A 21,684-nucleotide genomic window follows, 5' to 3' on the forward strand; every position below is an offset into this window, starting at 1 on the left:
CAAATATAATCAAAAACAGTTCGAGTGCTTAACCTACAATATTTACGATCTTTCCGGGAACAACGATCACCTTTTTAGGAGTTCTTCCTTCCAATTGTTTTTGGGTTCTTTCATCTGCCATCACCGTTTTTTCTATTTCATCTTTCCCCATATCTAAAGGCAATTCCAACGTAAATCTCATTTTCCCGTTAAAGGAAACTGGATATTCTTTGGTGCTTTCTATTAAATACTTCTCTTCAAACACAGGATATTCAGCTGTTGAAATAGATTCAGAATGACCTAATTTTTGCCATAACTCTTCAGCAATATGCGGAGCGTAAGGCGCTAAAAGAATAGCTAAAGGTTTTAAGATCTCTCTCTGATTGCATTTTTGCGCTGAAAGTTCATTTACACAGATCATAAAGGTTGAAACTGAAGTATTAAAGCTGAAAGCTGCGATATCTTCGGTTACTTTTTTGATGGTCTTATGAAGTGTTTTTAAAGAATCTGCTGAAGGCTTCGCGTCTGAAACTTCAAATGTTTCTCCGTTGAAATATAATTTCCAGAATTTTTTCAAGAAACTATGCACTCCTGTAATTCCAGCAGTATTCCAAGGTTTTGCCTGTTCTAAAGGCCCTAAGAACATTTCGTACATCCTTAAAGTATCTGCGCCATATTGCTGACAGATCTCATCTGGATTTACCACATTGTACTTAGATTTAGACATTTTCTCTACCTCTCTACCACAAATAAATTTGTCATTATAAATAAAAACAGCATCCTCTAAAGGACGATAATTTTTAACTTTATCTACATCTAAAGTATCTCCATCTAAATATTCTACTGGAACTCGAATTGGATCATAACTTATTTCTAAAGTAAAATCTCCTTTTATAACTTTTTCAATAATTTTTTCATCTAACTTATAATAGTCCTTTAGTAAGGTTTTTGATAAATGTAAATTCTTTGCTTTTAAAACTAAACCTGCGTTTGAATTTGAAGGTTTAATTCCTTCTGAAATTTTTTCCAGAAAATTAGCAGAACAATATGCATTATAATTATCTGATAAAAATCCAAATTCATTAACTGGATAAGTATCATACTCCCCATGACTAATAACCTTCTCTTTATCTTTAATTTTAAGGTAAATCCTATAAACAAAAGCACTGGTTCCCAAGATCATCCCTTGGTTGATCAATTTTTTGAATGGTTCTTCTACAGTAACCATTTTACGATCATATAAGAACTTGGTCCAAAATCTTGAATATAACAAGTGTCCTGTTGCATGTTCGCTACCACCAATGTATAGATCTACATTTTCCCAATAGTTCTGAGCTTCTTCTGAAGTAAATCTATCTTCATTTTGAGCATCCATATATCTGAAGAAATACCAAGAGCTTCCTGCCCATCCAGGCATGGTGTTTAATTCTAGAGGAAAGATTGTTTTATGATCTATGGTATCATTAGAAACCACTTTATTATTCTTAGTATCCCAAGCCCATTCAGAGGAGTTTCCTAAAGGTGGTTCTCCTGTTTCGGTTGGTAAATATTTCTCAACTTCAGGCAATCTTAATGGCAAATGTTCTTTTTCGATCATTTGCGGAAGTCCGTTTACGTAGTACAGAGGAAATGGTTCTCCCCAATATCTTTGGCGAGAGAAAACCGCATCTCTCAATCTATAATTGGTCTTTCCTTTACCTCTGCCTAATTTTTCTAATTCCAGAATGGCTTTGTTTAAAGCTTCTTTATAAGAAAGTCCGCTAAGAAAATCTGAATTTGCAATTACAGTTCCCTCTTTTCCTGAAAAAGCTTCTTCAGAAATATCTACATTTTCAAAAATATTCTTGATAGGCAGCTCAAAATGCTTCGCAAAATCATAATCACGCTGATCTCCACATGGCACCGCCATTACTGCTCCGGTTCCATAGCCTGCAAGTACATAATCTCCAATCCAGATAGGAATTGGCTCTTTAGTTAACGGATGTTCTGCATACGCACCGGTAAAAACTCCAGATATGGTCTTTACATCTGCCATACGCTCACGCTCACTTCTTCTTGCTGATGCTTTTATATAGGCTTCAACTTCTACTTTTTGCTTTGCGGTGGTTATCTTTTCTACCAATTCATGTTCCGGAGCAAGGGTCATAAAAGTTACTCCATATATAGTATCTGGTCTTGTGGTGAAAACTGAAATATCTATTCCGGTACTTTGTTCCTTGAATTTCACCAAAGCACCCACAGATTTCCCAATCCAGTTACGCTGACTTTCTTTTAAGCTTTCGCTCCAATCTATGGTTTCCAGTCCTTGCAATAATCTTTCAGCAAAAGCAGAGATACGCATACTCCATTGTGTCATTTTCTTGCGAACAACAGGATATCCTCCACGCTCTGAAACTCCATTCACAATTTCATCATTTGCTAACACAGTTCCCAATTGTGGGCACCAGTTCACTTCGGTTTCAGCTAAATAAGTAAGTCTGTATTTTAATAAGATTTGTTGTTTTTCTTCTTCAGAATAAGCATTCCAATCTGCAGCAGAAAATTCTTCAATTTCATCATCACAAGCAGCATTTACCGCAGAGTTTCCTTCAGCAGCAAAAATTCCTACCAATTCTGAAATTGCTCTCGATCTATCTTCAGCAACATCATACCAAGAATCAAAAAGCTGAATAAAGATCCATTGCGTCCATTTGTAATACTCTGCATTACTGGTGCGCACTTCTCTGCTCCAATCAAAAGAAAATCCTATTTTATCTAATTGTTCTCTATATCTGGCAATATTCTCTTCTGTAGTTATAGCAGGATGTTGACCGGTTTGAATAGCATACTGCTCGGCAGGCAATCCAAAACTATCATATCCTTGAGGATGCAACACATTAAAACCTTTATGACGCTTGAATCTGGCATAGATATCACTGGCAATATACCCTAGCGGATGCCCAACGTGTAATCCTGCACCAGATGGGTAAGGAAACATATCCAGCACATAATATTTAGGTTTATCGCTATTGTTCTTTGCTTGAAAAGTTTGGTTCTCTGCCCAATATTTCTGCCACTTGGCCTCAATCTCGTTAAAATGGTAACTCATTGCTATAATTTTCTAGAAAAAATAAATCCTGAAACTAAAATTTCAGGAATAAGCCACAAAGTTACGATTTTATACACGTATAGAATACTTAAGACTTACGGATTTTTACTGAACTCTGGCCTTCTTCTCCATGGGCAATAAACACTCATAAACATATTCATTTACAGGAGTAGCAATTCCCAAGCGCTTGCCTTCTTTAACTATATAGCCATTAAAATTCTCTAATTCTGAAGGTTTCCCACTCATAATATCCCTTTGAGTAGAAGCCGTAGTTCCAACCGGAAGTTTCTGAATCACCTCAAAAGCCCAGTCATAGTTCTTTTGAGAAAGCGCTATTCCTTTGGCATTTGCAACAGCCAAAATTTCCTTAGCTGTATTTCTCATAAGACCATATAAATAATCGCTTTCTCGCATAATATCTATAGAGACTCGAGTAAGGCCACCAAGCCCGCTAACAGTAGTAATGAATAAAAATTTCTGCCAGATCTCTATTTGAATATTTTCGGGAATAATATTGGTGATTTTAGAATCATCAAAGATCTCTTTAAGCTGAAGGATTCTCTCCGATTTAGAATTATCAAGTTCTCCAAAAGTGATCAGCGGATCTCTAGAAGCGTGTTTTATTTGTCCGGGGCCCGTTACGAAAGTTACAATATTACAAAGCCCTCCTATGACATTCTTTTTAGGAAATACTTTTAGTAGATTTTCAACATTATTGGCCCCATTTTGCAATGGTAAGATCATGGTTTCTTCTTTAACAAAAGACTTTAACGCTTTAGCAGCTTCAGGAATTTGCCAAGATTTAATTCCTAAAATAATGAGATCTGGAGATGGAACTTTACTAAGATCGTCTGTAGCAAGAAAAGGTTCAACTCTAAAATTCCCGTTAATGCTCTCTACTTCCAATCCGTTTTGCTGTATGGCTTCTAAGTGTTCACCTCTGGCAATCATACTTACTTTGTATCCGGCATCTGCAATTCTTCCCCCAAAATAACCACCTACACCACCGGCACCGTATATTAATATATTCATCTTCGTAAATTTTTTATCAATTTTTGATCTTAAAGAATAAATCTGAAAGATTAAACGTTTTAAAGATAGGGAATCATTAAGTTTATTATTTTTACAAAAAATCTGTAACCACTCTATGAGTACATCTTTTGAAAGGTATCAAAAAAGACGATTGATTTCTTCTTATTTTTCTGTTGTAATCAGTATTTCATTAGTACTTTTTCTTCTTGGTCTTTTAGGCCTGTTAGTGCTTAACACTAAAAAAGTAGCCGATCATTTTAAAGAGCAGATCGCTCTTACCGTCTACCTTAAAGATAATGCAAAAGATGTTGAAATTGAGCAGTTAAAGAAAAGTCTTGCCATGGCAGAATACACTAAAACCAGTGTTTTTGTTTCCAAAGAACAAGCTGCAGAAGAGCAGAGCAAGGAAATTGGTGAAGATTTTATGGACTTTCTGGGGTACAACCCATTACAGAACTCTATAGATGTTCACATGAAGGCAGATTATGTAGATTCTGAACAAATAGACAAAATAGCATCAGATATTACCGCAAAGAATTTTGTAGATGAGGTGATCTATGATAAACCTTTGATAGCATTGTTGAATGACAACGTAAAGAAAATTAGTTTCTGGATCTTGGTAATAAGCGGAGTTTTTACGTTTATAGCAGTATTGCTTATCAACAGCTCCATAAGATTGGCTGTATATTCCAAGCGTTTTATCATTAAAACCATGCAAATGGTAGGTGCTACTAAGAGTTTCATTCGCAGACCTTTTATTTGGCAAAGCGTAAAATTGGGAATTATTGGTGCTGTACTTGCATTAATAGGAATGGGAATTGTTTTGTTTTATTTAAACAAAAGTTTCCCAGAATTGGAATTACTTAGAGATTCTACTCTTTTAATAGGTCTATTTGTGGGTGTTTTTTTAATGGGGATTTTCATAACCTGGCTAAGTACATTCTTTGCCACTTCAAGATTCCTAAATTTAAAGACAGACGAATTATATTATTAATCTATTAGCTGCCAAAAATACAACAATAACAATTTAGCGATTTTGGCTAATTTTGAGGCAGATAAATTAATTCACGAACGAATTATTTTATAAATATTAGTGCATTCGTGGCAAAGATTGGACAATTAAAAAATTATCAATGAATAAAAATAATAAACCTTTACATAAGCAAGATCTCAACTTTGTATTCGGCAAAAAGAACTACACGTTTATGTTTATTGGATTAGCTGTAATTGCATTGGGCTTTATTTTAATGTCTGGCGGTGGAAGTGATGACCCTAATGTATTTAATGCGGAGATCTACAATTTTAGAAGAATTAGATTAGCGCCTGCCTTAGTTTTAATAGGATTTGGAATTGAAGCTTATGCTATTTTATTAAATCCCAATAAAAAATAATTTACTTTGAACGAATTTGATGCAGTAGTCCTGGGAATTATCCAAGGACTTACAGAATTTTTACCGGTTTCCTCTAGTGGACATCTAGAACTTGGAAAAGCCATTTTAGGAGACCACAGCATACCAAGTGAATCTCTACTTTTTACTGTTGTTTTGCATTTTGCAACTGCACTAAGCACTATTGTCATCTTCAGAAAAGATATTATTGAGATCATAAAAGGTCTCTTTCAATTTAAGTGGAATGAGGAAACTCAGTTCTCACTAAAGATCATTTTATCCATGATCCCAGCAGCAATGGTGGGATTACTTTTTGAGGAAGAAATGGATGTATTATTTGAAGGAAATTTACTATTAGTAGGCTTTATGCTAATTATAACTGCACTACTACTGTGGTTGGCAGATAAAGCAAAAAGCACCGGAAAACAAGTTAGTTTTAGCAATGCTTTTGTTATTGGAGTTTCTCAGGCAATAGCCATATTACCAGGAATTTCCAGATCTGGAGCAACCATCTCTACCTCAGTATTATTGGGTAATGATAAAGCAAAAGCAGCTAGATTTTCTTTTTTAATGGTAGTCCCTTTGATCTTAGGAAAAATAGCTAAAGATGTTTTAAGTGGAGATCTAGCGGCAAGCAGCACAGATTCTTCTGTCTTAATTATTGGGTTTGTTGCAGCATTTTTAGCAGGTTTAGTTGCCTGTACGTGGATGATAAAACTGGTAAAGAATAGTAAATTATCATATTTTGCTATCTATTGTTTAATTGTTGGAATCATTGCAATTGGATTTGGGTATGCAAACTAAAACTATCACTCCAGAAGAATTTAAAGAGGGACAAATACTTTTATTTGACAAACCTCTAAATTGGACTTCCTTTCAGCTGGTGAATAAGGCAAGATGGCTAATTAGAAAAAGCTGTAATATCAAAAAGATAAAAGTTGGGCACGCTGGAACTTTAGATCCTTTAGCTACCGGCCTACTTGTAATTTGTACTGGGAAATTTACCAAGAGAATTGAACAGTTTCAAGGTCAGGAAAAAGAATATACCGGCACCTTTACTTTAGGGGCAACTACTCCTTCTTACGATATGGAAACCGAAGTAGATGAAACATTTCCTATAGATCATATTTCTGAAAACAATATTACCAATGTAACATTTGATTTTATTGGAGAAATAGAACAAGTACCCCCAGTTTTTTCGGCTTTAAAAAAGGATGGGAAGCGACTTTATGAGTACGCTAGAAATGGGGAAGACGTGGAAGTTAAATCAAGAAAGGTAACAATAACCGAATTTGAGATCACTGAAATTAGATTTCCGGAAGTAGACTTCAGAGTAGTTTGTAGCAAAGGAACCTATATTAGAAGTCTTGCTAACGATTTTGGTAAAGCATTGGGTTCTGGCGCATATCTTTCAGCCTTAAGAAGAACTAGAATTGGAGATTTTAAGGTTGAAGATTCCATGGATTTGGAAGCATTTCAAAATTTATTACCTTAAGCTAGAATAAACGAGGTATTAAGGAGTTTTAATTCTATGGATTTTTTTGACAGACATAAAGCTTTGATAATTACCTCGCTGCTATTTTTGCTGTTGATGCTTAGTTTATATAATTTCAATCTATCCAACAATAATGAGAAAACTCGAGAGATGCTTATAGATCTTGAAAGTTTTAAGACTGAGCAAGCGGAAGAAAAAAAACCGGAAGAAATAGAACCGGCAAAGATCCCTCAAAAAAATATAGTAAAAACACATCAAGCATATAATGAAAATCAGGAATCTAGAGATGCTAACTTCAGCAAACAACTAGATGAGATCTTTCAAAAGAATAGTGCTTCACAGCAAGAAACTTCAGACAAAGAAAGCACAAGCGGATCTGGTAATTTTACAACACAAAATTCCCCCAAAAAGAAAGAGGTTAAGAAAAGGTCTGATGGCAACCAGGCTACAGAAAATACTTCTGCTAAAAATGGAGGTCTAGACAATAGCTCTATTTCATTTTCTTTAAAAGGTAGAAGCGCTGTGGATATCCCAAATCCTATTTACACCTGTGATCTACCTGGTAGAGTTGTAGTGAATATTACCGTTAATGAAGGAGGGCGTGTTATAGCTACTGCTATAAATAAGGCAAGTTCTACCTCTAATAATGAATGTCTCACCCAACAGGCATTACAATATGCTTCTCAGGCTGTTTTTAGTAAGTTGGCTGGTAGAACAGCCCAACCGGGCACCATTACCTACCAATTTAAACCATAGTCTTGATATGAATGATCTAAAAAGATGTGGTTGGTGTGAGGGCGATGCGTTATACGAAGCTTATCATGATAAAGAATGGGGAGTTCCTGTTCGTGATGACGCAACCCTATTCGAATTCTTGATACTAGAAACATTTCAAGCAGGATTAAGTTGGATAACGATCTTAAGAAAAAGAGAGAACTTTAAAGAAGCCTTTGATGAATTTGATTATAAAAAAATAGCTGAATATACTGAAGATAAAATACAAGAGTTATTATTAAACGCAGGCATTATTAGAAATAAATTGAAGGTTAGAGCTGCTATTACCAATGCTCAGGCTTTTTTAAAGATCCAAAATGAATTTGGAAGCTTTAGCAATTATATCTGGAAATTTGTTGAGAACAAGCCTATTCAAAATACAGTTGAGAATTACAAAAAAGCTCCTGCAACTTCAGAAATAAGTGATCTGCTAAGCAAAGACCTCAAAAAACGCGGCTTTAAATTCGTGGGCTCTACGGTAATGTATGCTTATATGCAAGCCGTTGGTATGGTAAATGACCATGAAGAAAATTGCTATAGAAATAGAGTGCTAAGCAGTAAAAATTAAAAATAATGATGGTTCCTAAGTATTATAAATACTTTCTTACTATAATCTTACATGCTTTGACTTTTACTGTTTTAAAAGCTCAGAATGAAATTCCTGTACTTGCAGATTCTGAATTTTCTATAGTGATACCTATCTCTAAGTCATGGGTATTAAAATCTGGACTTACCAATAGAAATTATTTTATTGAAGAAGGTGATATTTTATATAGACAAAAACATATTGAGATCAATCAATTTGTAGATTTTAAATTAGATAAAGCTAACAAGTTTAGTCTTGGAACAAGGTATAGATTTAAAGAAGCATTTGAAGCTACTGAAACTAATGAACTTAGATTTCTTCAACAATACAGTCATCTTGTAGAAGGTGCTATATTTGATGTTACTTATAGATTAAGACAAGAAGAAAGGTTTAGAGAAGAACTTAGTTTTAGGACTAGATTTAGATTAAGCTTTATATTCCCAATAGGAAAACCGTTAAAAGATTCTAAACAATTCTATTTAGTTGCAGATACAGAAAGTGTATGGAGTTATGGTAAGTTTGAAGGCCCAGAATTGGGTCAGCGTTGGAGAGTAGGTCTTCAAAATAACTTTTTTGAAAGGGCAAAATTCTCTCTGGGTCCGGAATTTAGATATAACAGCTATTTAAGAAACCCAAAATCTGAGCTGTTCCTAATTAGCGAAGTTAGCATTAGCCTATAAACATAAATTTAACTGACTGTAACTACCTTAGAAACTTTAGAAATTCTTCTCTAGAGATCTCTTCTGCGCCAAGACTTTCAAGATGCGAAGTATATACCTGGCAATCTATAAGCTTTACTCCGGCAATTCTTAATTTTTCTATCATTTTTATAAAAGCGAATTTTGAAGCATTACTCACTTTTGCGAACATACTTTCTCCACAAAACACATTCTTGTCCCTGAGGTATATTCCATAAAGACCTCCCACCAGTTCTTCATCTAGCCAAACCTCTACAGATTGGGCAATTCCAAGCTCATGCAATTTCATATAAGCATCTTGCATTTCCGAAGTAATCCATGTACCATTTTGCCCATCTCGCTTTATGCTTGCACAGTTTTCTATAACAGATTTAAAATCTTTGTTGAAGGTGAGATGAAAATTATTATTTCCAAGCACCTGTTTCATGCTTTTTGAAACCTTCAGTTTCTTTGGGTAAAGCACCATTCTTGGATCTGGGCTCCACCAAAGTACAGGTTGCCCATCTTCAAACCAAGGAAAAATTCCGTGGGTATAGGCATAAAGAAGTCGGTTTACAGAAAGATCTCCTCCATAGGCAAGCAAGCCATCTTCTGTAGCCATTTCTACCGGAGGGAAATAGGTATCATCTTCTGGAGTTTTCAAACTGATATTATTAAAATTAAAAAAGCTGTTTCAAAGATCTAAAATAGCTCAGATCTTTAAAACAGCTCATCAACTAATATATTTTTAATTAAAAAGGAAGATCGTCATAATCTTCATCATTTAAATCTTGTGCCGGTTCAAATTGATCTGCTGGAGGAGCAGAATTTCCTGCAGGAGCTCCCGCTTGTAAATTCTCAATTCTCCAACCTTGAATAGAGTTAAAATATTTAGTCTCTCCTTGAGGATTAACCCACTCTCGTCCTCTCAAATTCACTCCTATTTTTACAGGCTGCCCAACTTGGAAACTATCTAATAAATCTGTTTTATCTTGAACAAATTCAACCATTATATGCTGTGGATATTGTTCTTCTGTAGTAACTACTACTTCTCTCTTTCTAAACCCATTGCTACCAAATGTTTGGGTTTGTCCTATCATTTTAATCTTTCCTTGTACTTCCATCTCGTTATCTTATCTATTTGCTAATAATAATTTCCAGGCCTTTGCCGGTTCGTCTTTTTCTAAATATAATTGTGCTTGTAAATGGATATTTTCCACATTGCCGGCACCTATAATTTTATCCATCTCACTGTTCTCATTTAAAAATGAAGTGATCTCTTCTTTTGATGGTAATGCCTCCACATTCCCAAGTTTACCAAGATCATTTCCGGTAAGAACTTTACTTCTTCTAATATACTCAGGAATTTCATCTACTCCAATTCCTAGTGTAGATAAAGGTTTAGGTACCTCAAACATTCCCTCGTTAGCTCTTGAATACCAATTACCACCCATTCTTGCAACAAGATCTATTTTATGCTGATCTATTTGACCGTTTTCATCTAAAATCTCTTCATCAAAATGCATCTTAACCACTTCACAGATCACTAAGTTTCCTGCTCCTCCTTCTTGCCCTAATTCTACAACTTCTGTGATCTTACATTCAAATTGCACCGGAGACTCTGCCACCCTGAAAGGTTTAACTAAGTCTGACTTTAACATGGTAAATCCAGCTTTTTCAAATTCATTTACTCCTTCTGCATATTCTGTACTGGAAAGAGACATTTGCTGAACCATCTTGTAGTTCACAATATTAATAACAACTTCTTTGGTGGCCTTTGAATTTAAAAAAGTGTGTTTTACGGTATTATCTCTTCCCCTTCTAGCCGGAGAAAATATCAAAATTGGTGGATTTGCACTAAATACATTAAAGAAACTGAAAGGTGATAAATTAGGTCTTCCTTCTTCATCTACGGTACTTGCAAATGCGATAGGCCTTGGACCCACTGCACCTAATAGATATTGATGCCTTTGCCCGGTACTTATTTCTTTAGGATCTACTGTTAACATCTTACAATTTTTCACAAAGATAACGAATCAAGTCAGTAATGAAAAACGCCACTCCAACAATAATATTAACAGAAATAAGTTATATTTAAATCTACTTAAATTGGCTTCATGAATTTTTCAGACGAACGAAACCTAGCCCGTTGGTTCATCATTGTTTCATCTTTACTTATAGTGGTTCTAATTTTATGGAACACGTCTATTTTCTTTGAACGTCTAAAGCAAGATGAACGAGACAAAATGGAAGTGTGGACCGCTGCTCAGGCTTTTCTAGATAAAGCAAGTGATGATACAGACATAGACCTAACGCTACACATCTTAAATAATAACACGAGCATTCCTACAATTTGGGTGGATGAAAATGAGAAGATCATAGACGGACTTAATATAGATTCTGAAGTTAGAGATGATCCTAAGAAAATACAGCAATATCTCAATCAACTAAAGGATGAGAACGAACCTATAGAAATGGTACTTGGAGCCAATAGAATTCATCGTATTTATTACGGAGATTCTCCATTGCTTACCAAGATCAAATATTATCCTATTGCCTTGCTCCTCATTATCTTCTTATTTATAGGGGTGGTTTATTTTTTCTACACTACTTCAAAAACCAGCGAACAGAACAAGCTATGGGCCGGAATGGCAAAAGAAACTGCACACCAGATTGGTACACCCCTCTCTTCATTAATTGGATGGACAGAAATTTTGAAAGCAGAAAAAATTAATAAGGAGTATATAGACGAAATTGAAAAAGATGTAGATAGATTAAGAACAATTACAGAAAGATTTTCTAAGATAGGATCTGCACCAATTCTCTCCAGAACTGAGATGGTCCAAGCTACAAAAGATAGTTTTATCTACTTACAAATAAGAAGTTCCAGATTGATTGATTTTCAAATAAGTACCCCACATTCTCCTATTTATGTAAACCTAAATGAATCTTTATACAGCTGGACCATAGAGAATTTAGTTAAGAATGCCATAGATGCCATGCGCGGAAAGGGTGCTTTAAAAATAGAGATAAAGCAAGACCTACATTGGGTCTATATCTATGTGAAAGATACTGGTAAAGGTATTCCTAAAAGTAAATATAAAATGATCTTTGAACCGGGCTATACATCTAAAAAACGAGGCTGGGGCCTAGGTCTCTCTTTAGCTAAACGTATCATAGAAGAATATCATTTAGGTAAAATAAAGGTTTTTAGCAGCGAGATTAATAAAGGAACAACCTTTCAAATTGCGCTCAAAAAGATCGCATAATTAATATTTAGACATTATTTCCCGAAGATCATCTGGAATTCTATAGGTTTCATTCTTATTAAAATCAAAACATACCGCTACATCTTTTCCACGCGCACATATTTCGAGATCTTCATTTAAGATTAAATGTTCTACTCCAAAACTAGAGTTCTTTATATAATCTAACCTAGTCTTTATAATTGCTTTCCCCGGATAATACAGTGATTTTTGAAAATCGCAATGACTACTTACCAGCATAGGCCCTTTGTTAGTAGTTTCAAACATACTAGAAAGCCCTGTAGCTTCCCAAAATTTAACTCTACCAGATTGCATAAACCTTAGAAAAGTGAGATTATTAACATGCTTGTACATATCCAAATCGCCCCAATCTATTCGTATTTCTAAGCTAAGCTTGTATAAGGAAAGGTCATCCATTATATATTCCCTTTAATAGCATCTGCAAGCTCATCCATCTCTTCTGAAGATAAAGTAACTTTATGACTGAAGTCCATCTCGGTCATTTTATTTAAAGGGATAAGGTGTACGTGTACATGAGGAACTTCCAGACCAATTACCGCCATCCCAACTCTTTTGCAAGACACAGTTTTTTCCAAGCCTATAGCAACTTGCCTAGAGAATTCCATTAAATCTGAATAGGTATCCTTGTCAAGATCAAATATCTTGTTCACCTCTTTCTTTGGAATACAAAGGGTATGTCCTTTCGCATTCGGATTTACATCTAAGAAAGCTAGAAATTTATCTGTTTCTGCAACTTTATAAGAAGGAATCTCCCCATTAATGATCTTTGTGAATATTGTAGACATGTCTATTTTTTTAATAAAGATAAAAATACTTTCTAAAAAGAGAACTCATACCATCTTCTTTAATAAGCTTGATAGGCTAGCTCTTCATAGAAAATAAAAAATCCTTTTCATATAAAATTGAAAAGGATTTATTTCAATAGTGATAAAGAGATTACTCTCTGGTGATCTCTATTATTTCAAAAGTCATGGTTCCATTAGGAACGCTTATTTCTGCAGTATCTCCAACTTTTTTACCTAACAATCCTTTACCAATTGGAGAATCTACAGAGATCTTTCCGGTTTTAAGGTCTGCTTCGCTTTGAGCTACCAACTTATATTTTACTTCCATTTTATTAGAGAGATTCCTGATCTTCACTAAAGAGTGTACCAAAACCTTAGAAGTATCTAATTGAGATTCATCTATAATTCTGGCATTAGAAACAACTTCTTCCATCTTGGAGATCCTTAGTTCTAATAAACCCTGAGCTTCTTTTGCTGCATCATATTCTGCATTCTCACTTAAATCTCCTTTATCTCTAGCCTCTGCAATTGCCTGAGAAGCCTTTGGTCTTTCTACATCTCTTAATAAATTAAGCTCATCTCTTAGCTTTTTTAAGCCTTCAGGTGTATAATAAGATACTTTGCTCATAATGTTATCGTTTAATAATTATAGAAGTTAGGTAACATTACCTCTTCCATAATTTATCAATATATGTTTAGTGATTTTAAATAAATCTATTCCAGGGCTAAAGTGCCGGATTTATCTATATAGATTGAATTCTTTAATATTTAACCTTCATCTAGCTAATAAATACAAAAAATCCCATGCGCGACGGGATTTATCTAAACAAATATAATAAATTTAAACATTGAAACCAATAAAATTGTCGAGAGACAGAAACCTTATAATGATTAAAAAAATTCTATTTTCAGCCCTATTGATAAGCTTGCTTTTATCCTGTAGCACGTCAGATAATAACAGTAATAACAATCCTTTTCTTGTAGATACCAACTTCAACTTAAATATTAATTTAAGCCTACCCGAGTATAATAGTTTGAACTTTCCTGGCAATAGTTATGTAACCTATAATTACGGACTCAATGGTGTGGTTGTCTACAATATAAATAACACTCAATATCTAGCATTTGAACTTACAGATCCAAATCATTCTGTTTCAAACTGCTCTAGATTAACTGTACAGGGATTGCTGGCTACATGTAATTGTGGAGATGGAAATGAGTACAATATTCTAACCGGAGAGATCACTCAGGGAGAAGGTCAATATGCTTTAAAGTCTTACAGGGTGAGAAAGAATGGCAACACTTTAGAAATTTACAATTAAAAACCTTCCAGCTGATGTATTAACCGGAAGGTTTTAATATATCCTAAAATTTTAGTGTAATTCCAGCTAAGAAATTAGTAGTAGCTTGCGGATAATATCCAGCTCCATCAAAGGTTTGAACTCCACTTGGAAGATCCGGATTCTCAACATCATATGTATAATAGTATCCATTAGATACATATTTCTCATTTAAGATATTATTTACCAAAGCTGTAAAAGTAACCTCTTTAAAAACTGAAAGTTGGCGGATGGTGTATTGTACATTTAGATCATTCACAAAATAAGAATCTAACTTAGAGTTCTTAGCCTCAATATTACTCATGTACTGATCTCCAACATATTTAGAGAGCAAACTAAATTGCAGATTATTTATTGGAGTATAGCTTAAAATATTCCCTGCTACTATTTCTGGAGAATAGGAAATATCTGTATCTCCAAAATTGTTCAATTCTCCATTAAAATTTGAAACGAAATCTACATTTTTATTTCTGCTAACAGAAAAGTTAGGTCTAATTTTAAACTTATCTGAGATCTGAATACTAGCATCTATCTCCAATCCTAATCTATAACTGTTACCGCTATTCTCTCTAACAAATGCCCCTTCATCATCAATTCCGCCAGTAAGCACTAATTGATTTTGATAATCCATTAGATATACATTCGTATTTATCTGCACTTTTGGAGCTTTATATCTCCAACCCAGTTCAAAATCATTTAGGCCTTCTGATTCCGGATTCCCATTTTCATAATCTGCTCTACTAGGCTCTCTATTAGCTCTTGCATAAGAGAAATAGAATTGATTGATATCATTTAGCTGATAAGTTAACCCCGCTTTTGGATTAAAAAAGCTAAAATTATCATCTACATTAAAACTAGTCTGATCATCTAATAACCCATCGGTTACATAATCTATAGTTCTAATTTGAAGATCTACGTAAGCAGCAAGTTTCTCTGTAATTGCAAAATTTGCCTTTGAGTAGATATTGAAATCAGTTTTAACCGCATCATTAAAATAATAATGTTCACTTGGTTCTCCATTCTTAGCAAATCTTGTGTAGATAACATCTCCAAAATGATCTCCTTCATATCTATTTAAACCTCCTCCAAGATCTAAATCTAGCTTGCTATTTTGATAATTTAAATTGAAAGTAGCTCCATAAAAATCATTGTCTAACCATTTTCTTCCTACAAGATCTGAAGTTGTAATTTCCATACCATCTGCCATAAAATTCTGAAGTCCGAATTCATTTAAACTGGCATCTTCATTAAATTCTTCATAATAACCTTTTCCTCTGGTATAATGTAAAGCGAAATTGGAAGACCAATTAGGATCAAATTTTTGATTCCATAGCAATTGATAATGATCTTGCTGATAATTATCAGTTTGATTATCATAAAACATGTCCTCTCCATTACTGGTGTATGCTCCTGCAGGATTAAAGGTTCTATTAGAGCTTAAGGTCTCACCATCTATTCCATACCAAGCCTGATAGGTTTTTTCTGTACCTCCAAACATCAAGGCTTTTATCAATGTATTATCATTAACGTAAGCTGCTTGCAAAAAATAAGATTTAAGATCTGAACTGGCTCGATCTATATAACCGTCACTTTTAATTTGAGAAGCTCGGCCCGCAATTTCCCAATGATCATTCATTAACCCTGTACTAAATTTTACCGTATGCTTTCGGGTGTTATAAGACCCGAAACTATGAGAGGTTTCTGCATTGGCAGCGGTACTATAACCATCTGTAAGGATATTTAAGCTAGCTCCAAAAGCCCCCGCTCCATTTGTTGATGTTCCCACGCCTCGTTGCAATTGAATATTCTCTACAGAAGATGCAAAATCTGGTAAATTAACCCAAAATGTACCCTGACTTTCTGAATCATTATAGGGAACTCCATTAATTGTAACATTTACTCTGGTGGCATCGCTACCACGAACTCTAATCCCTGTATAACCTACACCGGCACCAGCATCAGAAGTTGTTACTACGTTAGGCATATAGCTCATTAACACTGGTATATCCTGACCTAGATTACGATCTTCTATTTCTTCATTGCTTAAATTGCTGTAGGTTATTGGAGATTGAGCATTCACTCTTAATGCAGAAAGGAAAACCTCATCTAAAACCTCTGCAGCTTTAGAAAGATCTACATCTATAGTTGTATTCTTATCGAGCAAAACTTCTACAGTTCTGCTATTTCCGTAAGTAAATAAGAAGGTATAACTTCCTTCTTTTAGAGAGATCGAGTAATTTCCCTGAGCATCTGTCTGAGTTCCAACATTTTCTCCTAAAGCCATTACAGAAGCACCTTCTATAGCTTTATTATTAGCTGTGATCTTTCCTTTTAAGATGTAATCTTGTGAAAAAGCCTGAATAGAGATTAAGATCAAGGCTGCAACAAAAATTATTTTTTTCATTCGTAATTATGGTTTACGAATAAAAGGGGCGATTATTCATTTTGATTTATGTTAGTAAAAATTGTGCATAAAAAAACCCTATATAAATCTCTCGAGCGATCTATTAGGGAGTACTATACACATTTATTAAAGCCAACTTGGCTTTGTTATTGTCCCTTGGCAGCATTACCTGCCCAGGTTCGTTGGGTATAATCTCAGCCTCCTCTTAAATTAAGAATTGGCACCCCTTTGAGATGTGGGTCAAAGGTAATAAGGATTTTTCAGAATAAAACTATAATTCTACTGTTTTGACATAATTGCCGTAATTTTGTGAATAATTTCAGAATGAAGAACACAAAGAGGTCTATAACTTTTAAGGTAATTGTTGGCTATATTCTATTAGCAGCATTAGCCGGTCTCGCCGTATGGTTCATTTACTCTCAGGTTGTTAGGTTTTCAAAACTAAATCAATCCAATAATCTCAACAACCAACAACTGGTTCTGGTAAGCGAAATTGCAACAGAGTTATATCAAACAGAAAATATAGGAAAGCAGTTTATTCAATCTGGAGATACCTTAGATCTTAATAGGTACAAAACACAGATCAAGAATATTCAAAACAGCATACAAACGCTAAGAAGCACGTATGCAGATTCTACAATGAAGGTAGAAATGGATAGTATTTCTATCCTTCTCTCCAAAAAAAGTGATAACCTAGAAGAATTACTTAAACTTAGATCTCGTAACCAGAACACCAGTTATTACAAGGAGGTGATCAACGAGTTGCAAAAAGTAGATCCATCTTTTAATGAGCCAGATTACGATACGAGGTTTGCCAATCTGGAGCCTCATCAAAGAAGAGTTCTAATAAGATTGATAGAGTTTTCTAAGACTGAAAACAATGAATCTTCCTCAAGCCTAAGCGCAGACTCTCTGGTTGCATCTGTTAAGAAGGTTTTAAATGAATTAGAGCAGCAAAACAATGCTTTTAAAGCAGTGATCAACAAAAAAGAGAATGAGCTCTTAACTAATGATGTCACCTTAAATCAACAACTAAGAAGTTTATTATCTGCCATAGAATTAGAAGAAAGAGGCGCTTCGTTAGATAAGGTACAAACATCTCAATTAATGCTTAATGAGATCTCTACCATAATAATAGCAGTGGGAATCGCCTTTATTTTATTGATATTATTCTTTCTAGTACTTATCTTAAAAGATGTATCTAAAAGTCAGCGTTATAGATTAGAATTAGAAGAAGCCAAAGTTTTTACAGAATCTCTTATGAAAAGAAGAGAACAATTTATGGCTACCATAACTCACGATCTAAGATCTCCATTAAATACTGTTATTGGCTATACAGATCTTATGGAGAAATCTGGATTGAACAATAAACAAGAACATTATCTTTCTCATCTTAAAAAATCTTCAGAATACATTTTACACTTAGTGAATGATCTTCTAGACCTTTCTAAGTTAGAAGCAGGTAAAATGTTGGTAGAGAAGATAAGGTTCAACCCAAAGAACTTATTAGAAGAAACATTTTATAATACCCTTCCAGATCCTGCCATTAAAAATCTCAAATACAGCGTTGTGACTTCAGAGAATAGTGATTGCGAAGTATTAAGCGACCCTTTTAGATTGAAACAAATTCTTTCCAATCTTTTAACCAATGCTTATAAGTTTACAGAAAGTGGAGAAATTACCGCCTCGCTCTCACTTCAAAAAGAGATTGAAGACAGTCATATTTTAATAATATCTATTAAAGACACCGGAATTGGAATTTCAAAAGCCAAACAAGAAGACATTTTTGAAGAATTTTCACAAGAGCATGCCGCAATAGAAAAGAAGTATGGCGGTACCGGATTAGGCTTAGCAATAACAAAACAAATAACATCTTTATTAAAGGGGAATATAGAACTTACAAGTAGCCCCGGAAAAGGAAGTGAGTTTATTATAAGAATCCCTGTAACTAAACTTACCAACACCTCGCCAGGATTAGAACCTGCGATATTAGAGGAAGTAGACCTTAATGGTAAACGCGTATTGGTAGTAGATGATGAATCTTCTCAATTAGCACTTACAAAAGAATTGATAAAAGCAAAGGGAATGGTGTGTGACACAGCCATAAATGGAAAAGAAGCGCTTAGATTATTGAAGACAGCGCATTATGATCTTGTACTCACAGACATACAAATGCCAGAAATGGATGGCTTTGAACTTGTAGCAGCTATTAAAGAAGATAAGAATATTGCAGGCATTCCTGTAATTGCAGCATCTGGCAGAACAGATGTTAATCAAAACAGATATATTGAAGCTGGTTTTACTTGTAATATTTTAAAACCATATAGACCTAATGATCTGCTACTTAAGATTGGGGAAATTTTTAAGATAGAACTAAAAAATGAGGCGTCTGTTTTAAAGAAAAGCGATGATAATTTAAACCCTCGCTATTCTCTATCAGAAATATCCCAATTTGCGGGGGACGATCCAATTGCTTTAAATACTATCTTAAATGCCTTTATAGATAGCACTAAGCTAAATTTAGAAGAGATCTTCAAAGAAGCGCAGGTTGCTAATTGGGAACGTGTGGCCCAAATATCACATAGAATGTTACCTATGTTTAAACAACTTCATGCAGATGAGATCGTTATTAAATTGACAGATCTAGAACATAAGAAAAAGAATGTTTTGGAGATATCTTTTATAAAAAAGGTGTTATTAGATGTAGAGGTGCTCCTGAAAGAGCTTCAAAAAGAGATTACTACAACTTAATATCATATTGCTTTAACTTATTGTAAAGCGTTTTTCTATCTATGGATAAAATTCTTGCAGCCTTACTTTTGTTCCCATTAGACTTTTCTAATGCTTCCAAGATTAAAGTTTCTTCATTCTTGCTTTTAAATAAGCTATAAGTTTCTTTCTCCTGTGTAGCTGTAGCAATTTCATGCGGCAGCACCTTTAATGGAATCTCGTTGCTTTTAGTAAGAAGCACAGCTCTTTTAACTGTGTTCTTTAGCTCTCGCAGGTTTCCAGGCCAAGCGTATCGCTGGAAAGCTTCTAAGGTATCTTCACTAAAGCCCATCACTTCTTTTTCTAATTCTATATTAGCTTCATCTAAAAAATACTCTGCAAAAAGTATAAGATCTTCTGTGCGCTCTCGCAGAGCCGGCACCTTTATGGTAAATTCATTTAATCTATGGTAAAGGTCTTCTCTAAAATTACCTTCCTTAACCGCTTGAGAAAGATCTTCATTGGTAGCAGTAACAACTCTAATATCTACTTTGATCTCTGTATTACCTCCAACAGGTTTTATTTTTCTTTCTTGAAGAGCTCTTAATAATTGTACTTGTAGTTCATATCCAAGATTTCCAATTTCATCTAAAAACAAGGTACCTCCATTGGCAGCCTCAAAATGACCGGTTTTATCTTGAATTGCTCCAGTAAAAGATCCTTTTAAATGTCCGAAAAATTCGCTTGATGCAATCTCCTTTGGAATAGCACCACAATCTACCGCAATAAATGGTTTTCCCTGGCGCTTGCTTTTATCATGAATGGTCTTTGCTACCTGTTCTTTTCCGGTACCACTTTCACCCATTATAAGCACAGACATATTTGTTGGCGCCACCAGGTCTATATAATCATTAAGTTTTGTTGCAGCATCACTTACACCCTTTATAAATTCTATAGACTGCTCCTCTATTCTTTCCTTAGATTTTTTAGGAGATTTATTCCTTGGAGCACTTGGAGCTATTTCCTGGTCTGCAGATCTTTGATTCAAAGCATTATTGATAGTTTGTAGAATTGTTTCTGGTTGAAAGGGCTTAGAAACATAATCAAAAGCTCCATCTTTCATGGCTTTTACAGCCATATTGATCTCGGCGTAATTTGTCATAACAATTACTTGCGTAGAAGCATCTTTAGATTTAGCTTCTTTTAAGATCACAAGACCATCTTTGTCTGGCAATCTCATATCTGTTAAGATCAAATCAAACTTTTGCGCTCCTATTAATTTTAGGGCTTCTGTAGCAGAGAAAACCGCAGTTGCATTGAACCCTCTTTTATCTAAAAAGGTTTTTAGCATTGTAGCAAATGCTACATCGTCTTCCACTATAAGAATTGCTACCATAAATGCCTGCCTTAATTGTTGTGCAAATTTACTAATTATAGGTGGTACTCTCTTTAAAACTAGAAACAAAAAAAAAGAGCTGCTAAAATAGACAGCTCTTTTAAATATAGAAAGGGTTGGTTATTAGTCGTTCTTTCTATTATAAGATTTTATGTATTCACATTTGCTTATATGTTATCTTATAGAAAAATTGTACCAAAGAAATATAGAATAGATATTTTATCAAAACACTGTATTGATAATACATCGGGGACTGTTGAAATTTTTTAAATGATACTATTTATGTGGAATTTTATACAATTGAAAAAATTCATGTAGCAAGATTCTACAATAACGATTTTAAACGGAGGGTTTTTGACGATTCCCTTTCTTCTCAGATCTTATCTTCTTTTCTCTTAATCTCTTTAATTTTGAAGCTTTGGTAGGTCGGGTCTTTTTTCTAGGTTTAGGTTTTTTAAGAGCATCTTTAATTATATCCAGCAGCCTTGAGATAGCTTCCTCCTTATTTCTATGCTGACTTCTACTACCTTGACTTTCTAAAATTAGCTCTCCGGCATTTGTAAGTCTGGAAGATAATTTCTTTAAAACCCGAGATTTTTCCTCTTCAGAAAATGCCTGAGAATTTTCAAGATCTAGAGATAAAATAATTTTCGAAGATGTTTTATTAACATGTTGCCCTCCCGCACCCGAACTTCTCACTGCTTTAAAACTTAATTCCTGAACTAGTTGGTCTAAGTTGGCCAT

At 34.4% G+C, this 21,684-nt stretch carries 21 protein-coding genes; 10 read left to right on the forward strand and 11 right to left on the reverse strand.

Going from position 1 to position 21,684, the window contains the following annotated elements; translation table 11 throughout:
* Nucleotides 1-28: 28 nt before the first annotated feature.
* The gene (locus P163_RS01025; protein WP_034886905.1) at nt 29-3,067 is read right to left on the reverse strand and encodes a leucine--tRNA ligase; all 3,039 of its coding nucleotides are present in this window, start codon (nt 3,065-3,067) and stop codon (nt 29-31) included.
* Between the two features lie 105 nt (nt 3,068-3,172).
* Nucleotides 3,173-4,099 (reverse strand): ketopantoate reductase family protein, encoded by a 927-nt coding sequence (locus P163_RS01030; RefSeq protein WP_034886908.1) that lies wholly within the window; start codon nt 4,097-4,099, stop codon nt 3,173-3,175.
* A 115-nt stretch (nt 4,100-4,214) separates the two neighbouring features.
* Here P163_RS01030 and P163_RS01035 point away from each other — a divergent pair, with 115 nt between their 5' ends.
* The 7 genes from P163_RS01035 (at nt 4,215) to P163_RS01065 (ending at nt 9,022) form a co-directional block, all read left to right on the forward strand.
* Nucleotides 4,215-5,093 carry a cell division protein FtsX gene (locus tag P163_RS01035; RefSeq protein ID WP_034886910.1) on the forward strand — a complete coding sequence of 293 codons (879 nt, stop codon included), beginning with the start codon at nt 4,215-4,217 and terminating at the stop codon, nt 5,091-5,093.
* Between the two features lie 139 nt (nt 5,094-5,232).
* Nucleotides 5,233-5,490: a DUF3098 domain-containing protein gene (locus P163_RS01040; protein ID WP_034886912.1), complete on the forward strand. Its 258-nt coding sequence runs from the start codon at nt 5,233-5,235 to the stop codon at nt 5,488-5,490.
* Nucleotides 5,491-5,496: 6 nt separating this feature from the next.
* Nucleotides 5,497-6,291, forward strand: coding sequence for an undecaprenyl-diphosphate phosphatase (locus P163_RS01045; RefSeq protein WP_034886914.1), 795 nt, complete (start codon nt 5,497-5,499; stop codon nt 6,289-6,291).
* On the forward strand, nt 6,281-6,982 hold the full coding sequence (gene truB, locus P163_RS01050; RefSeq protein ID WP_034886915.1) for a tRNA pseudouridine(55) synthase TruB: 702 nt from the start codon (nt 6,281-6,283) through the stop codon (nt 6,980-6,982). The genes P163_RS01045 and truB overlap by 11 nt, the downstream gene beginning before the upstream one ends.
* Before the next feature lie 36 nt (nt 6,983-7,018).
* Nucleotides 7,019-7,738: an energy transducer TonB gene (locus P163_RS01055; protein ID WP_034886916.1), complete on the forward strand. Its 720-nt coding sequence runs from the start codon at nt 7,019-7,021 to the stop codon at nt 7,736-7,738.
* 7 nt (nt 7,739-7,745) lie between these two features.
* Nucleotides 7,746-8,324 carry a DNA-3-methyladenine glycosylase I gene (locus P163_RS01060; RefSeq protein WP_034886917.1) on the forward strand — a complete coding sequence of 193 codons (579 nt, stop codon included), beginning with the start codon at nt 7,746-7,748 and terminating at the stop codon, nt 8,322-8,324.
* 5 nt (nt 8,325-8,329) lie between these two features.
* Nucleotides 8,330-9,022: a DUF2490 domain-containing protein gene (locus tag P163_RS01065; RefSeq protein WP_034886918.1), complete on the forward strand. Its 693-nt coding sequence runs from the start codon at nt 8,330-8,332 to the stop codon at nt 9,020-9,022.
* A 22-nt stretch (nt 9,023-9,044) separates the two neighbouring features.
* On the opposite strand, the gene aat is transcribed toward P163_RS01065, so the two are convergent.
* The 3 genes from aat to P163_RS01080 all read right to left on the reverse strand — a co-directional run bounded on the left by aat (nt 9,045) and on the right by P163_RS01080 (nt 11,028).
* Nucleotides 9,045-9,641, reverse strand: coding sequence for a leucyl/phenylalanyl-tRNA--protein transferase (gene aat / locus P163_RS01070; protein WP_051931095.1), 597 nt, complete (start codon nt 9,639-9,641; stop codon nt 9,045-9,047).
* Between the two features lie 130 nt (nt 9,642-9,771).
* Nucleotides 9,772-10,143, reverse strand: a complete 372-nt coding sequence (locus tag P163_RS01075) for a DUF3127 domain-containing protein (protein ID WP_034886920.1) — start codon at nt 10,141-10,143, stop codon at nt 9,772-9,774.
* Nucleotides 10,144-10,152: 9 nt separating this feature from the next.
* On the reverse strand, nt 10,153-11,028 hold the full coding sequence (locus P163_RS01080; protein WP_034886921.1) for a flavin reductase family protein: 876 nt from the start codon (nt 11,026-11,028) through the stop codon (nt 10,153-10,155).
* Between the two features lie 108 nt (nt 11,029-11,136).
* On the opposite strand from P163_RS01080, the gene P163_RS01085 reads away from it, so the two are divergent.
* Nucleotides 11,137-12,288, forward strand: a complete 1,152-nt coding sequence (locus tag P163_RS01085; RefSeq protein ID WP_034886922.1) for a sensor histidine kinase — start codon at nt 11,137-11,139, stop codon at nt 12,286-12,288.
* Here the strand turns inward: P163_RS01085 and P163_RS01090 are convergent, their stop codons facing one another.
* The 3 genes from P163_RS01090 to greA all read right to left on the reverse strand — a co-directional run bounded on the left by P163_RS01090 (nt 12,289) and on the right by greA (nt 13,719).
* On the reverse strand, nt 12,289-12,702 hold the full coding sequence (locus P163_RS01090; protein ID WP_034886923.1) for an acyl-CoA thioesterase: 414 nt from the start codon (nt 12,700-12,702) through the stop codon (nt 12,289-12,291).
* Nucleotides 12,702-13,091 (reverse strand): HIT family protein, encoded by a 390-nt coding sequence (locus P163_RS01095; protein ID WP_034886924.1) that lies wholly within the window; start codon nt 13,089-13,091, stop codon nt 12,702-12,704. The genes P163_RS01090 and P163_RS01095 overlap by 1 nt, the downstream gene beginning before the upstream one ends.
* A gap of 151 nt (nt 13,092-13,242) precedes the next feature.
* Nucleotides 13,243-13,719: a transcription elongation factor GreA gene (greA, locus tag P163_RS01100; RefSeq protein ID WP_034886925.1), complete on the reverse strand. Its 477-nt coding sequence runs from the start codon at nt 13,717-13,719 to the stop codon at nt 13,243-13,245.
* A 259-nt stretch (nt 13,720-13,978) separates the two neighbouring features.
* Here greA and P163_RS01105 point away from each other — a divergent pair, with 259 nt between their 5' ends.
* On the forward strand, nt 13,979-14,413 hold the full coding sequence (locus tag P163_RS01105; RefSeq protein WP_034886926.1) for a hypothetical protein: 435 nt from the start codon (nt 13,979-13,981) through the stop codon (nt 14,411-14,413).
* Between the two features lie 43 nt (nt 14,414-14,456).
* Here the strand turns inward: P163_RS01105 and P163_RS01110 are convergent, their stop codons facing one another.
* Nucleotides 14,457-16,835, reverse strand: a complete 2,379-nt coding sequence (locus tag P163_RS01110) for a TonB-dependent receptor (protein ID WP_034886927.1) — start codon at nt 16,833-16,835, stop codon at nt 14,457-14,459.
* 324 nt (nt 16,836-17,159) lie between these two features.
* Here P163_RS01110 and P163_RS01115 point away from each other — a divergent pair, with 324 nt between their 5' ends.
* Nucleotides 17,160-19,586, forward strand: coding sequence for a hybrid sensor histidine kinase/response regulator (locus tag P163_RS01115; protein WP_034886928.1), 2,427 nt, complete (start codon nt 17,160-17,162; stop codon nt 19,584-19,586).
* On the opposite strand, the gene P163_RS01120 is transcribed toward P163_RS01115, so the two are convergent.
* The gene (locus tag P163_RS01120; protein ID WP_034886930.1) at nt 19,576-20,940 is read right to left on the reverse strand and encodes a sigma-54-dependent transcriptional regulator; all 1,365 of its coding nucleotides are present in this window, start codon (nt 20,938-20,940) and stop codon (nt 19,576-19,578) included. The genes P163_RS01115 and P163_RS01120 overlap by 11 nt on opposite strands.
* Before the next feature lie 339 nt (nt 20,941-21,279).
* Complete coding sequence (gene arfB, locus P163_RS01125; protein WP_034886931.1) at nt 21,280-21,684, reverse strand: alternative ribosome rescue aminoacyl-tRNA hydrolase ArfB; 405 nt, start codon at nt 21,682-21,684, stop codon at nt 21,280-21,282.

The organism is Gillisia sp. Hel_I_29 (genome assembly GCF_000744275.1).
In the GTDB taxonomy this organism is placed as follows: Bacteria; Bacteroidota; Bacteroidia; order Flavobacteriales; family Flavobacteriaceae; genus Gillisia.